General features: G+C 68.3%; 13 protein-coding genes. 10 read left to right on the top strand and 3 right to left on the bottom strand.

Annotated features, from left to right (window positions below):
* Nucleotides 1-95: 95 nt before the first annotated feature.
* Entirely contained in the window at nt 96-1,424 is a 1,329-nt protein-coding gene (locus AB0F86_RS01490) for an MATE family efflux transporter (protein WP_356984381.1), read from the top strand.
* A gap of 121 nt (nt 1,425-1,545) precedes the next feature.
* Nucleotides 1,546-2,700 (top strand): lipase family protein, encoded by a 1,155-nt coding sequence (locus tag AB0F86_RS01495; RefSeq protein ID WP_356983918.1) that lies wholly within the window; start codon nt 1,546-1,548, stop codon nt 2,698-2,700.
* A gap of 35 nt (nt 2,701-2,735) precedes the next feature.
* On the opposite strand, the gene AB0F86_RS01500 is transcribed toward AB0F86_RS01495, so the two are convergent.
* Entirely contained in the window at nt 2,736-3,626 is an 891-nt protein-coding gene (locus AB0F86_RS01500) for a TerD family protein (RefSeq protein WP_356983920.1), read from the bottom strand.
* Nucleotides 3,627-3,777: 151 nt separating this feature from the next.
* On the opposite strand from AB0F86_RS01500, the gene AB0F86_RS01505 reads away from it, so the two are divergent.
* The 3 genes from AB0F86_RS01505 (at nt 3,778) to truB (ending at nt 6,490) form a co-directional block, all read left to right on the top strand.
* Complete coding sequence (locus tag AB0F86_RS01505) at nt 3,778-4,734, top strand: metallophosphoesterase (RefSeq protein ID WP_356983921.1); 957 nt, start codon at nt 3,778-3,780, stop codon at nt 4,732-4,734.
* Nucleotides 4,735-4,892: 158 nt separating this feature from the next.
* Nucleotides 4,893-5,564 (top strand): 4'-phosphopantetheinyl transferase Npt, encoded by a 672-nt coding sequence (gene npt / locus AB0F86_RS01510; protein ID WP_181696893.1) that lies wholly within the window; start codon nt 4,893-4,895, stop codon nt 5,562-5,564.
* Nucleotides 5,564-6,490 (top strand): tRNA pseudouridine(55) synthase TruB, encoded by a 927-nt coding sequence (gene truB / locus AB0F86_RS01515; protein WP_225280430.1) that lies wholly within the window; start codon nt 5,564-5,566, stop codon nt 6,488-6,490. Before npt ends, truB begins: the two co-directional genes overlap by 1 nt.
* A gap of 16 nt (nt 6,491-6,506) precedes the next feature.
* Here the strand turns inward: truB and AB0F86_RS01520 are convergent, their stop codons facing one another.
* Nucleotides 6,507-6,929, bottom strand: coding sequence for a nitroreductase/quinone reductase family protein (locus AB0F86_RS01520; RefSeq protein ID WP_356983922.1), 423 nt, complete (start codon nt 6,927-6,929; stop codon nt 6,507-6,509).
* A gap of 82 nt (nt 6,930-7,011) precedes the next feature.
* On the opposite strand from AB0F86_RS01520, the gene AB0F86_RS01525 reads away from it, so the two are divergent.
* The gene (locus AB0F86_RS01525; protein ID WP_225280432.1) at nt 7,012-7,602 is read left to right on the top strand and encodes a TetR/AcrR family transcriptional regulator; all 591 of its coding nucleotides are present in this window, start codon (nt 7,012-7,014) and stop codon (nt 7,600-7,602) included.
* Between the two features lie 173 nt (nt 7,603-7,775).
* Entirely contained in the window at nt 7,776-8,570 is a 795-nt protein-coding gene (locus AB0F86_RS01530; RefSeq protein WP_356983924.1) for a hypothetical protein, read from the top strand.
* On the opposite strand, the gene AB0F86_RS01535 is transcribed toward AB0F86_RS01530, so the two are convergent.
* Entirely contained in the window at nt 8,571-9,299 is a 729-nt protein-coding gene (locus AB0F86_RS01535; protein WP_225280434.1) for a metal-dependent transcriptional regulator, read from the bottom strand.
* A gap of 89 nt (nt 9,300-9,388) precedes the next feature.
* Here AB0F86_RS01535 and AB0F86_RS01540 point away from each other — a divergent pair, with 89 nt between their 5' ends.
* The 3 genes from AB0F86_RS01540 (at nt 9,389) to AB0F86_RS01550 (ending at nt 13,418) form a co-directional block, all read left to right on the top strand.
* Complete coding sequence (locus AB0F86_RS01540; protein WP_181696898.1) at nt 9,389-10,357, top strand: bifunctional riboflavin kinase/FAD synthetase; 969 nt, start codon at nt 9,389-9,391, stop codon at nt 10,355-10,357.
* Between the two features lie 126 nt (nt 10,358-10,483).
* Nucleotides 10,484-10,753, top strand: coding sequence for a 30S ribosomal protein S15 (gene rpsO / locus AB0F86_RS01545; RefSeq protein WP_067492627.1), 270 nt, complete (start codon nt 10,484-10,486; stop codon nt 10,751-10,753).
* Between the two features lie 391 nt (nt 10,754-11,144).
* Nucleotides 11,145-13,418, top strand: coding sequence for a polyribonucleotide nucleotidyltransferase (locus tag AB0F86_RS01550; RefSeq protein WP_181696899.1), 2,274 nt, complete (start codon nt 11,145-11,147; stop codon nt 13,416-13,418).
* Nucleotides 13,419-13,531: the final 113 nt, after the last annotated feature.

Consider the following 13,531-nt stretch of genomic DNA (forward strand, 5'->3'; position numbering starts at 1 on the left):
GCGGCGATCTTGTCGGTGCCTTGTGCCAGTATCTGCGGAACAGTTGCGGGTGGTGGGAGGTTGGTGTGGGGTCGACGGTGTCCAACGACGACGCGATGATCGAAGACGCCGGGCCCCGGCGGATTCTCGGTATCGCGGTGCCGACGCTCGGTGTGCTCGTGGCCGAGCCGCTGTATCTGCTGTTCGATATCGCCGTAGTCGGGCGGCTCGGGGCGCTGGCCTTGGCCGGGCTCGCCGTCGGCGGGGTGATTCTGGGGACGATGAGCACGCAGTTGACGTTCCTGTCCTACGGGACGACGGCGCGGGCGGCTCGGCGCAACGGTGCGGGCGACCGCGCGGGCGCGGTCGAGGAGGGTGTGCAGGCCAGTTGGGTCGGCCTCGGGATCGGCATCGTGATCCTCGCGGTGATCCAACTGTTCGCGGGCCCACTGTGTTCGGTGCTCGCCGGTGGTGGGGAGATCGCCGACGAAGCGCTCGCCTGGTTGCGGATCGCGCTCTTCGGAGTGCCGTTGATCCTGCTGTCCATGGCGGGCAACGGGTGGATGCGTGGGGTGCAGGACGTTCGTCGTCCACTGCTGTATGTCGTTGCCGGGCTGGCTCTTTCGGCGGTGCTGTGCCCGGTGCTGGTGTACGGGTTACTCGGCGCGCCACGGATGGAGCTGGCCGGATCGGCGGTGGCCAACCTTGTCGGCCAAACGGTGTCGGGGGTGCTGTTCGGCTACGCCCTGCTGCGGGAGCGGGTTTCGTTGCGACCACGCCCGTCGGTGATGCGCGCTCAACTGGTCCTCGGGCGCGACCTCATCGTGCGTAGTCTGTCGTTCCAGGTGTGTTTCGTCTCGGCCGCCGCCGTCGCGGCCCGCTTCGGCGCAGCCTCGGTCGCCGCCCATCAACTGGTGCTGCAACTGTGGAATTTCCTCGCACTCACGCTGGATTCGCTGGCCATCGCCGCCCAGACCCTGGTCGGTGCGGCGCTCGGCGCGGGCAACGCGCGGGGTGCGAAGGGCATCGCCCGGCGCGTCACCACCTGGTCGGGGATATTCGGACTGGTCCTCGCCGGAATCTTCGCCGCCGGTGCCGGCGTGCTGCCACTGTTGTTCACCGACGACGCGGCAGTGCTCGATCGCACCCATGTGATCTGGTGGTTCTTCGTCGCCATGATCCCGGTCGCGGGCGTCGTCTTCGGCCTCGACGGTGTACTCCTCGGTGCCGGCGACGCGGCCTTCCTGCGCACCGCCACCCTGGCGGCGGCACTCGGCGGATTCCTGCCCCTGATCTGGTTGTCGCTGGTCTTCGACTGGGGCGTCGCAGGAATCTGGACCGGCTTGGTCGTCTTCATGCTTGCCCGCCTCCTCGCAGTGGTGGCCCGTGCCCGGTCCGGACGCTGGGCCAAGGTCGGCGCCGAACTCCCACGCGAAGCCGCCTAGCCGTCCGATCAGTCGAGCTGGGCCGCGACGTTTCGAGTCGAATCCGGTTCGTCGGCGGAAATGCGGGTAGTGCCGGTTCGTCGCCGATGGCCTACCGTCGGGTGGACGACTTCGAGCAGACATGGGAGGCGAAACCGGAGTGCACGAGTGGATTTCGAAGGCCGGGCGGGTGATCCTCGCTGGGGTCTTCGTACTGGTCGCGGTGGTCGTCGGGCTGCCCGCGACGGCACAGGCGGCACCCGAGACACCGGGTCGGCTGGTGGCGCACACCGCTCAGCCCGCCGGGTGGGGCGAATGGTCGCGGGCCTCGATCGTCGAATACAGCACCGAGGCGGTCACCGGGGGCACCACGAATTCGGCAGGGCTGCTGTTGCTTCCGAACACACCTGCCCCGGAAGGCGGATATCCGGTCGTCGCCTGGGATCACGGCACCAGTGGCCTCGCACCGCACTGCGGGCTCACCACGTCCAAGGCGGCTCACGAGCATTCGCTGCTGCAGGCGTTCCTCGACCGCGGCTGGGCCGTGGTCGCTCCGGACTATCTGGGACTTTCGGCCGGCGCGGACACCGTTCACCCCTACCTGCACACCCGCACCGAGGCGACCGCGACCATCGACCTGGTGCGCGCGGCACAAGCGGCCGAGCCCGATCTGTCGCGCAGCTGGGCTGTGGTAGGTGGTTCCCAGGGCGGGCACGCCGCGCTGGCCACCGGCAACCTCGCCGCCGATTACGCCCCCGAACTCGACTTCCGTGGGACCGTGGCCTTGGCACCGGAATCTCATTTCGAGGAGATCCTGTCCCGGCTGCGCCCCGGCGTCCCGAATCTTCCGGTCGTCGACCGGCTGGTCGGCCCGTTCGCGGGGATGCTCGCCGGGCTGCGCGCCGCCCGTCCGGACCTCGACGTGAACGGCGCGCTCACCGAGCGCGGACGCCAAGTGGTCGATGCGATCTCGACGAGCTGTGTGCGCGAGTTCGACCGTGCGGCGGGCACCGCCTCGCTCGGGTCGCTGCTGGCCCGGCCGATCACCGAGGGCGGCATCGGCGCGGCCCTGCGCGACTACATGGTGGTGCCGACCGTCGGCTACCGGCAGCCGATCCTCATCGCACACGGTGCCACCGACACGGTCGTCCCGCTGCCGATGACCCTCGCACTGCTGTCGCGCATGCGGGCGGCGGGTACCGACGTGGAGTTCGCCCAGTACCCGGGCGGCCACGAGGAGATCGTCGTGGAATCGCGTGATCGTGTGCTCGACTTCGTCGACGAATTACTGGCCTGACCGGTCCAGCCGGGTGAACCGGCGGGCCGCGAGAGCTAGTCGGGGTCTTTCATCAGTGAGCCCACGGCGATGGCGCCTCCGACCAGCGCGAGCGGGACCAAGCAGAGGAAGCCGAATATGTCGCCTCGCTCGTTGATGTCTTCCTGTTCGTCGCGGTTGTGGCGGGCCGAGTTGTTGGTGACGCAGATGTCGTCGGCGTCCATGACCTCGGTGCCGCAGCGGACGCCGGAATCGTCCTCGCTCATGCCCATGAAGGCGATGCCGCCGAAGAACACCATGATCGCGACACCGATCACGAAACCCATCACCCGCATCGCCGGAGTCGATTTCTCGGCGGCGGCCGATGCACGAGCGGCCGGGACGGGCGGCATCGGGGGCATCGGCTCGGCCTGCGGTCTCGGCGGCATCGGCTCTGCCCGCGGCGTCGGCGTCAACGGATTCGCCTGCGGCGTCGGTGGTAGCTCGAGCCCGATGTCGCGCGCGAGACCGGTGATCCCGTCGGCATAGCCGTCGCCGAGGTGACGAAGTTTCCACCGGCCCTGATGACGGTAGAGCTCCACCGTCCTGACCAGCGTCTCGGCTGTGAAACCGCTGCTCACCGCGACGAACTCCTCGCCGTCGCCGCGCACGACGCTGCGCACCTCGGTGCCCGCGAACCCTTGTCCGCCCGTGGCCGCGGCCACGACGACCCGCGCGATACCGGGATCGACCAGGGCGGGATCGATGCGCACCGATTCCTCCGTGACTTCGACGGCACCGTCAGCAGACGGGTCCGCGCCGGAAACCACCAGGTCGCGACCGTCGCGCAGGCGACCGTTGACGTCGAGACCTACCGCGAGCACGCGCGGCGGTGGGCCGTCGACCACACCGACCCGGACCTCGACACGCCCGCCGGACAGCACACAGTTGCCCCCTTTTGCCAACAACACCAGATCCCCCGAAGCTCTTGTGGCACAACGCCATGTGCGAAAAGCCTAACCGCTGCGCGCGGCCCCGGCAGGCTGTCTTCCGCAGAACCCGGGCGCCTGTGACCGACGGGGATGGGCCGGTCGAGGGCCGATGTGTCACTGTGGACAGGTGAATCCGAAGTTGTGGGCGGTCAGCGATGTGCACGTGGGGCATCAGGGCAACAAGCCGATCGTCGAGCAGATCCGGCCCGAGTCGCCGGAGGACTGGCTGATCGTCGCCGGTGACGTGGGGGAGAAGGCCGAGGAGGTGCGGTGGGCGCTGGAGTTGCTGCGTGCCCGCTTCGCCAAGGTGATCTGGGTGCCGGGCAACCACGAACTGTGGACCACGCCCAAGGACCCGGTGCAGATGCACGGCGCCGCCCGCTACGACTACCTGGTGGCGATGTGCCGTGACCTCGATGTCCTCACCCCGGAGGATCCGTTCCCGGTGTGGAACGGGCCGGGCGCGGAGAAGTTCGGTGGCAGCGTCACGCTCGCCCCGATGTTCCTGCTCTACGACTACTCGTGGCGGCCCGCCGGCACCAACACCAAGGCCGAGGCGCTCGCGGTGGCCCGGGAACGCAATGTGGTCGCCACCGACGAATTCCTGCTCCACCCGGAGCCGTACCTCACCCGCGACGCCTGGTGCCACGCCCGCGTGCAGTACACCCAGCGCCGCCTCGACGCCCTCGCGCCGGACACCCCGCTGGTGATGATCAACCACTTCCCGCTGGTCCGCCAGCCCACCGACATCCTCTTCTACCCCGAGTTCTCCCTGTGGTGCGGCACCGACCTCACCGCCGACTGGCACACCAGCTACAACGTGGTCTGCTCGGTCTACGGCCACCTCCACATCCCCCGCACCACCCATTACGACGGTGTCCGCTTCGAAGAGGTATCCCTCGGCTACCCGCGCGAATGGAAGCGTCGCGGCATGCCGGACCCGTTGCTGCGCCAGATCCTGCCCGAACCGGTCTACGCCGAGGGCGACCTCAACGCGTGGGGCGGCCATTTCACCGTCACCCCGGAAATGGAAGCCGCAGCCGAAGAGATGCGTGCGAAGGCGGATCGGCGCCGAGGCATCTGAACCGCGGAGTTCGGATTTGCGTAGAACGTCGACCACTGATTTGGTGATGCACATGGGCAACTCATCGGGTACGGGCGAACTTGCCGCTTCCGTCCCGCCAGCCGCCGAACTCGCCGGACAACCACCCAGGTCTGGCCTCGAGTCCCGGGGAGGCGGGTGTGCTTGAGAACATACTGCCGTCCGGTGTCGCTACCTCGGAGCTGCTGGCGTATCCGGAGGACCTGAAGGCGCATCCCGCCGAAGAGCACCTCATCGCGAAGTCGGTGGAGAAGCGCCGTCGCGATTTCATCGGTGCCCGGCACTGCGCGCGGCTGGCGCTCGAGGAACTCGGTGAGCCGCCGGTGGCGATCGGCAAAGGGGAGCGCGGTATGCCCCTGTTCCCGCGCGGTGTCGTCGGCAGCCTCACCCATTGCGACGGGTACCGTGCCGCCGCGCTGGCGCACGCGCTGCGGTTCCGTTCGGTCGGTATCGACGCCGAGCCGCACGGTCCGCTGCCCGAGGGGGTGCTCGACTCGGTGAGCCTGCCCGCCGAACGCGAGTGGCTCGCGGGCACACCCGGCGACGGTCTGCACCTGGACCGGCTGCTGTTCTGCGCCAAGGAGGCGACCTACAAGGCCTGGTTCCCGCTGACCCTGCGCTGGCTCGGTTTCGAGGACGCCCACATCACCTTCGAAGTCGATTCCCGCACAGCCGATTCCGCCACCGGGACGTTCCACACCAAGCTGCTCGTCCCCGGTCTCACCACCGACGGCGGAATCCCGCTGACCACGTTCGACGGACGTTGGCTGATCGCCGACGGGCTGATCCTGACCGCGATCGCGCACGGCTGATGGCGGCGCGTACTCCGGCCGTCGATCCGCTCGGCGGGTTGGTGATCGTCGACAAGGACGGCGGCTGGACCAGTCACGACGTGGTGGCCCGCAGCCGGAAGCTGTTGCGCACCAAGAAGGTCGGCCATGCGGGCACCCTCGACCCGATGGCGACCGGGGTGCTGGTGCTCGGCGTCGAACGGGCGACGAAACTGCTCGGCCAGCTGATCCTCACCTCCAAGGCGTACACGGCGACGATCCGCCTCGGTCAGTCGACGATCACCGACGACGCCGAAGGCGAGGTGGTCGCGACGACGCCCGCCACGCACGTCACCGACGCCGACATCGCCGCCGGGGTCGCCGCGCTCACCGGCGACATCCAGCAGGTGCCCGCGACCGTCAGCGCCATCAAGATCGACGGCGAACGCGCCTACGCCCGCGCCCGTGCCGGCGAGGACGTGCAACTGGCCGCCCGCCCGGTGACCGTCTCCCGGTTCGACGTCCTCGCCCGCCGCGAAGCCGGCGACTTCGTCGACCTCGACGTGGAGGTCGACTGCTCCTCGGGCACCTACATCCGCGCCCTCGCCCGCGACCTCGGCGCCGCCCTCGGCGTCGGCGGCCACCTCACCGCATTGCGCCGCACCAGGGTCGGCCCCTTCACCCTCGAACATGCCCGCACCCTGGACGAACTGGCCGCCGCGGCCGAAGCCGAGCAACCGCTGCTCAGCCTCGATATCGACACCGCCGTCCGCACCGCATTCCCGCACCGCGACATCGACGAAGCCCAGGCGAACGACCTGCGCAACGGCCGCTGGCTCGAACCCGTCGGCATCAAGGGCGTCTACGCGGCCATCGACCCCACCGGCCGGGCCATCGCCCTCCTCGAGGAGAGCGGAAAACGCGCCGCCTCGGTCATGGTCGTCCGCCCCCAGGGCATCGGCGACTGATCTCGCCGCAGCTGCGTCAGCGGGCGGTCTCGCCGGTGGGGTCCAGGTCGATCCGGATGGTGAGCAGATTCGTACCGAGCAGGCGAACCATCGCACTGTTGACCCGGGGCAACTGCCGCAGCCGGGCGCGCGCGTCGTCGTCGGGGAGCGGTCGAGCCGTTCCCGTGTGCCAGCGGGAACGTAGTTGGAGGCGCACGCGGGGGTCGGCATCGATATTGCGGACGTAGGCCGAGTCGCGTCCGTGATCACTGACCATCCAGAACGTCGAGCCGACGAGACGTCCACCGATCGGCGTGCGCCTGGCCAGTCCTGAGCGTCGGCCGGTTGTCTCCAGTAGTGCGTTGCCCGGAATGCGGCCGACCAGTGGTTTCGCCAACGGATTGGCGAGATAGCGGTGAACCCATGTGACGATGCGTCGCTTGACCTGCGGATACGCCATATTTGCCTACTTTGTCGAGACGGAATGTCTAGACAAGAGTGTTGTCGATACTGCGCGTTCCGTCAACGGTAGAATCCTCGATGTGGTCTCGAAACCGTGTCGCGTGCACACCGGTCGCAAGCGCAACGACGCGGCGAGACAGGCGATTCTGGATGCTGTGCCAGCCCTGCTGGCCGCCGCCGACGGCACCGACATCACCATGACCGAGATCGCCGCCGCGGCCGGTGTCGGCAAGCAGACGATCTACCGATGGTGGCCCTCTCGCGGCGTGCTACTGCTCGACGCACTGAGCGCGTGGGCGGGCGCCGAAGTTGCCGAACCGTCCGGCGAAACCCTGCTGGAGGACCTCGACACGTTCCTGCGAGCGACCTTCCTCGCCGCGTCGACGCCGCCCGCTCACCATCTGCTGTGCGCGATTCTTGCCGACGCACAACGTGATCCGGAGACGTCCCGACTGCTCGCGGGCTTCGCCGAGACCCGCCGCGCCGCCTTGCGCCGCATCTTCGACCGGGCCCGCGTTCGCGGCGAACTCGCCGACGGTACCGATGTGGAACTGCTGATCGATCAGGCGTTCGGGGTGCTCTGGTACCGGTTGGGTGTGCGCCGCGCACCGCTGACCGCTGAACTGGCAGCCCAGCTCGCTGCCACCTTGGCCGAATGCGCCGCTGATTAGTCACGGGTGTGCGGGATCGCACGGTCGTTCGACGCCCCCGACTGGGTCATGGTCTTGCGCCTCAGGGCATCGGCGACTGATTTCGGCTGTGTCATGTCCTCTGGACGAGGGCTAACGGGGTCGCGACCTCGCTCGATAGCTTCGGTATATAGCCGACGGCGCAGAGGTGGACCATGGGTGCGGTACGGAAAGCCTGGATCGGCGTGATCGCCGGGGCGATGCTCCTGCTTGCCGGATGCGCGTCCGATGAGCCTCGGGCGGTGAACCCTTCGCGCGTGCCGACCACGCCGGCCCAGCCGCCGGTGGCGACGCCGCCTGATGCGGCGATCACTGTGGGTCCGGTCGAGGCGACGACGGGGATGTCCGCCACGCGTACCACCGCCGCGCGGCCGAGTCCGCGGCCGACACCGGCGACGGGAACCATCGTGCTGCGCACCGAAACGGTGTCGGGAATTGCGGTTCCCGATGTGCCGGTGCACCTTTCGCGTCAGGAACCATGCGACCCGGCAGGCCACGACATCCCGGTGGGCGAGACGAGCGAGACCCAGCGGCTCGACGCCGTGACCGACGGCGACGGCCGCGCCGTCTTCACCGTGCCCGTCGGCTGCTACTACTTCGGCATGACCGCCCCCGCCGGCACGAATCCTGTTCCGGAGGGCATGCATTCGGCCTTCCTCACCACCGCCGGATCAACCGTCGACGGCCTGCTGCGCTTCCAGGACACCGCGGGCCCCTGCCACCCCGACGGCATCTCCGCCGACCTCGGCATGCTCGACAACGCCGCCGTCGTCGACTGCGACGGAACCTGGGCCGTCATCCGCTTCGCCACCCCCGGCGACAACCAGCGCATCATCCGCCGCGTCGACGGCACCTGGACCACCTACGTCCTGTTCCCCCACGAAACCTGCTGGACCACCGCCGAATCCGACGGCGTCCCGGCCCGGCTCCGCCCCTACTTCACCTGCTGATCAGGCGGTCAGCCAGATGGCTTCGGCCGCGAGGGTGCCCAGTTCGGTGGGGGCGTCGGCGGTGGCGATGCGGACGGCGATGGTGCCGGCGAAGTCGCGGCGTTCGGCTACCTCGATGGGGGTGTCGAGGGCGATGCCGACGGAGTCGAAGTAGCGCAGCATCTCGGGGTCGGAGTCGGAGATGCGGGCGACGCGGCCGGATTCGCCTGCGGCGAAGTCGCTGAGACGGCGGGCCGGGGGAGTGGGGACGGCGCCGTCGACCGAGGGGATGGGGTCGCCGTGCGGATCACGGTCGGGGTGGCCGAGTTTCGCGTCGATGCGCGACACCAGCAGTTCCGACACCGCGTGCTCGAGAACCTCGGCCTCGTCGTGCACTTCGTCCCAGCCGTAGCCGAGTTCGTTCACCAGGAAGGTCTCGATGAGGCGGTGGCGGCGCACCATGGCCACGGCGGCGCGACGGCCGTGGTCGGTCAACGTGATCGCGCCGTAGCGGGCGTGTTCGACCAGGCCCTGGTCGGCGAGTTTGCGCACCGCCTCCGACACGGTCGAGGCCGACACGCCGATGCGCTCGGCGAGCAGCTTGGTCGACACCTTCTCCTGCGACCACTCCTGCGCGGTCCAGATGACCTTGAGATAGTCCTGTGCCACCGCCGACAGCTCGGGCGCGATCGTAGCGGTGACCTCGAGTCCGGCCTCACGTTTACCTGGCACGTTGTCAATGTTAGGCATCCCTGGCCCGAATCACACATCGGCGAACCGGCCACGATCGCATCACACCGGAATTCTGTTCGCGCACCGCTTTGCGTAGGCTTCGCTCTGTGCAGAGATGGCGAAGTCTCGACGACGTGCCCGCGGACTGGGGACGTTGCGTCCTCACTATCGGCGTGTTCGACGGGGTACATCGTGGACACGCGCAGCTCATCAGCCGTGCGGTGGCCGCGGCGAAAAAGCGTGGCGTGCCCGCGGTCCTGATGACGTTCGACCCGCACCCGATGGAAGTGGTGCGCCCCGGTTCGCATCCGGCCCAGCTCACCACCCTCACCCGGCGGGCGGAACTGGCCGAGGAACTGGGCATCGACGTGTTCTGCGTGATGCCGTTCACCCAGGAATTCATGAAGCTCACCCCCGCCGGTTACGTGCACGACCTGCTCGTGGAGCGGTTGCACGTCACCGAGGTCGTGGTGGGTGACAACTTCACCTTCGGCAAGAAGGCCGCGGGCACCGTCGACACCATGCGTGAGCTCGGTGCGCGTTTCGGTTTCGAGGTCGACGGGGTGACCCTGCTCGGTGAGCACGCCGTCACCTTCTCCTCCACCTACATCCGCGCCTGCGTCGACGCGGGCGATATGGCCGCGGCCGCCGAGGCGCTCGGCCGCCCGCACCGCGTGGAGGGCGTGGTCGTGCACGGCGACGGTCGTGGACGTGGACTCGGTTTCCCGACCGCCAACGTCGCCCCGCCGATGCACGCCGCGATCCCCGCCGACGGCGTGTACGCGGGCTGGTTCACCGTGCTCGGCGCCGGTCCGACGATCGGCACGGTCGAGGCGGGCGAGCGGGCGATGGCCGCGATCTCGGTGGGCACCAACCCCACCTTCTCGGGACGCTCGCGCACGGTCGAGGCCTATGTCCTCGACGGTGAGGCCGATCTGTACGGCCAGCATGTGGCGGTCGACTTCGTCGAACAGTTGCGCGGGATGCGTAAATTCGAGTCCATCGACGAGCTGGTCGAGGCCATGGGCCGCGACGTCGAGAATGCCCGCAAGGTACTCACCGCCGCCGAGGTCTGAGGCGGATTCAACCTCTCACCAGCGGCGGTGTAAGGTGGCTCCTCGGGTTTGCTGCGGTCCGCGGTGGCGCCCATCCCGGGTAACCGGACATTCGAGCGCGGAACTGAAAAATAGGAGTCGAGCCACATGGCGCTGACCACTGAGCAGAAGTCGGCCATCCTGGCCGAGTACGGCCTGCACGAGAAGGACACCGGTTCGCCGGAGGCGCAGATCGCGCTGCTGTCGAAGCGGATCTCGGACCTGACCGAGCACCTCAAGCAGCACAAGCACGATCACCACACCCGCCACGGCCTGCTGGCCCTGATCGGTCGTCGTCGTCGCCTGTCGAAGTACCTGCAGGCCAAGGACATCAACCGCTACCGTTCGCTCATCGAGCGTCTCGGCCTGCGCCGCTGATCTGCTACGACACGCCTCCACGCTGAGGCGGTCGGCGAGTAGCCAACAGGAAGAAGTACACTTCTTTCTGTTGGCTATTCGTGTATTCGGAGACATGGGGTTTCCGGGTGCACTACAACATGTGACAGCCGTGTGCATCCGTCCACGTGGCGTCGGTCTTCGGTAGTGGCCTTTCGGCAGGCGATGTTCTACCGCCGTCGGGCTTCGATCGATGACCGCCACCGCGTCGCCGCTTCCAAGGGGATACGGCCGGGTGCTGCGCGTGACAGCCAGGAGGGTTGTCGCGTGTCCGTGTCCGGTACGGCTGACGAAAAGCTGGTTCGCGCCCATCAGGCGAGTACGCCTGGCATCGGCCGCGCGAATCGGCGAGACGAGAGGTCGAGAGAGAAATATGACGCAGACAACTGAACGTGCATCGACTGCGGTCGAGGTCGAACCCGGTGTTTTCGAATCGGTCGCGCTGATCGACAACGGTAGCTTCGGCACCCGCACCATCCGCTTCGAAACCGGCCGTCTGGCCAAGCAGGCCGCCGGCTCCGTCGTCGCCTACCTGGACGACGAGACCATGCTGCTGTCGGCGACCACCGCCGGTAAGCACCCCAAGGACCAGTTCGACTTCTTCCCGCTGACGGTCGACGTCGAAGAGCGCATGTACGCCGCGGGCCGCATCCCCGGCTCGTTCTTCCGTCGCGAGGGTCGTCCCTCCACCGACGCGATCCTGACCTGCCGCCTGATCGACCGTCCGCTGCGTCCGACCTTCATCGACGGTCTGCGCAACGAGATCCAGGTCGTGGTCACCGTGCTGAGCCTGGACCCCCAGGACCTCTACGACGTGCTGGCCATCAACGGCGCCTCGGCGTCCACCCAGCTGTCGGGCATCCCGTTCTCGGGTCCGATCGGTGGCGTGCGCGTGGCCCTGATCAGCGGCCAGTGGGTGGCGTTCCCGACCGTCGAGCAGCTCGAGGGCGCTGTCTTCGACATGGTCGTCGCGGGCCGCGTCACCGACACCGGTGATGTCGCCATCATGATGGTCGAGGCCGAGGCCACCGACAAGGTGATCGCGCTGATCGAGGATGGTGCGCAGGCGCCGACCGAGGCCGTGGTCGCCGAGGGTCTGGAAGCCGCCAAGCCGTTCATCGCGCGCCTGGTCCGCGCCCAGGCCGACCTGGCCGCGCTGGCCGCCAAGCCCACCCAGGAGTTCCCGCTCTTCCCGCCGTACGGCCCCGACGTGTTCGAGGCTGTCGAGGGCACCTCGAAGGTCGAGCTGAACCAGGCGCTGAGCATCGCCGACAAGCAGGCCCGCGAAGCCAAGATCGACGAGATCAAGGTCGAGGTGCTGTCGCGTCTCGGTGAGGACTTCGCCGGACGCGAGAAGGAGCTGGGTGCCGCGTTCCGCTCGGTCACCAAGAAGCTGGTCCGCCAGCGCATCCTGACCGACGGCTTCCGCATCGACGGTCGCGGCCTGGCCGACATCCGTGAGCTGTCCGCCGAGGTCGACGTGATCCCGCGCGCCCACGGTTCGGCGCTGTTCGAGCGTGGCGAGACCCAGATCATGGGCGTCACCACCCTGGACATGGTGAAGATGGCTCAGCAGGTCGACTCGCTCGGCCCGGAGACCTCCAAGCGCTACATGCACCACTACAACTTCCCGCCGTTCTCCACCGGTGAGACCGGTCGCGTCGGTTCGCCGAAGCGTCGCGAGATCGGCCACGGCGCCCTGGCCGAGCGCGCGCTGATGCCGGTGCTGCCCTCGCAGGAGGAGTTCCCCTACGCCATCCGTCAGGTCTCGGAGGCGCTCGGCTCCAACGGCTCCACCTCGATGGGTTCGGTGTGCGCCTCGACTCTGTCGCTGCTCAACGCCGGTGTGCCGCTGAAGGCGCCGGTCGCGGGTATCGCCATGGGCCTGGTTTCCGACACCATCACCAACGACCAGGGTGTCGACGAGGTCCGCTACGTGGCGCTTACCGACATCCTCGGCGCCGAGGATGCCTTCGGCGACATGGACTTCAAGGTTGCCGGTACCCGTGACTTCGTCACCGCCCTGCAGCTCGATACCAAGCTCGACGGCATCCCCTCGCAGGTGCTGGCCGGTGCGCTGAACCAGGCGCACGACGCCCGCACCACCATCCTGGACGTGATGGCCGAGGCCATCGCCACCCCGGACGAGATGAGCCCGTACGCCCCGCGCGTCACCGCGATCAAGATCCCGGTCGACAAGATCGGTGAGGTCATCGGCCCCAAGGGCAAGATGATCAACCAGATCACCGAGGAAACCGGCGCCAACATCTCCATCGAGGATGACGGCACCGTGTTCGTCGGTGCGACCGACGGGCCGTCGGCCCAGGCCGCGATCGACATGATCAACGCCATCGCCAACCCGCAGCTGCCCAAGGTCGGCGAGCGCTTCCTCGGCACGGTCGTCAAGACCACCGCCTTCGGTGCGTTCGTCTCGCTGCTGCCGGGCCGCGACGGTCTGGTGCACATCTCCAAGCTGGGCAACGGCAAGCGCGTGGCCAAGGTCGAGGACGTGGTCAACGTCGGCGACAAGCTGCGCGTGGAGATCGCCGATATCGACAACCGCGGCAAGATCTCGCTGGTCCCGGTCGAGGACGAGGCCGCCGCGCCCGCCGAGTCGGCCGACACCGAGGACGCCTCCGCCGAGTAACTCTCAGGCACCGTAAGCCCCCCGCCGAGCACGATGGCGGGGGGCTTCGTCGTGTTCAGGGTGTAGTGGTGTGCATCACTCGGATGCAACGGTGATGCAACGTTGGCTCGCCT

Origin of the sequence: Nocardia sp. NPDC023733, from assembly GCF_040639775.1 — a bacterium.
In the GTDB taxonomy this organism is placed as follows: domain Bacteria; phylum Actinomycetota; class Actinomycetes; order Mycobacteriales; family Mycobacteriaceae; genus Nocardia; species Nocardia rosealba.

Excerpts from the sequence above, each read along its gene's own strand:
- AB0F86_RS01520 (WP_356983922.1), bottom strand. The coding sequence starts at position 6,929 with ATGGCGTATCCGCAGGTCAAGCGACGCATCGTCACATGGGTTCACCGC.
- AB0F86_RS01530 (WP_356983924.1), top strand. The coding sequence starts at position 7,776 with ATGGGTGCGGTACGGAAAGCCTGGATCGGCGTGATCGCCGGGGCGATG.
- AB0F86_RS01490 (WP_356984381.1), top strand. The coding sequence starts at position 96 with ATGATCGAAGACGCCGGGCCCCGGCGGATTCTCGGTATCGCGGTGCCG.
- AB0F86_RS01535 (WP_225280434.1), bottom strand. The coding sequence starts at position 9,299 with ATGCCTAACATTGACAACGTGCCAGGTAAACGTGAGGCCGGACTCGAG.
- rpsO (WP_067492627.1), top strand. The coding sequence starts at position 10,484 with ATGGCGCTGACCACTGAGCAGAAGTCGGCCATCCTGGCCGAGTACGGC.
- AB0F86_RS01495 (WP_356983918.1), top strand. The coding sequence starts at position 1,546 with ATGGGAGGCGAAACCGGAGTGCACGAGTGGATTTCGAAGGCCGGGCGG.
- AB0F86_RS01550 (WP_181696899.1), top strand. The coding sequence starts at position 11,145 with ATGACGCAGACAACTGAACGTGCATCGACTGCGGTCGAGGTCGAACCC.
- truB (WP_225280430.1), top strand. The coding sequence starts at position 5,564 with ATGGCGGCGCGTACTCCGGCCGTCGATCCGCTCGGCGGGTTGGTGATC.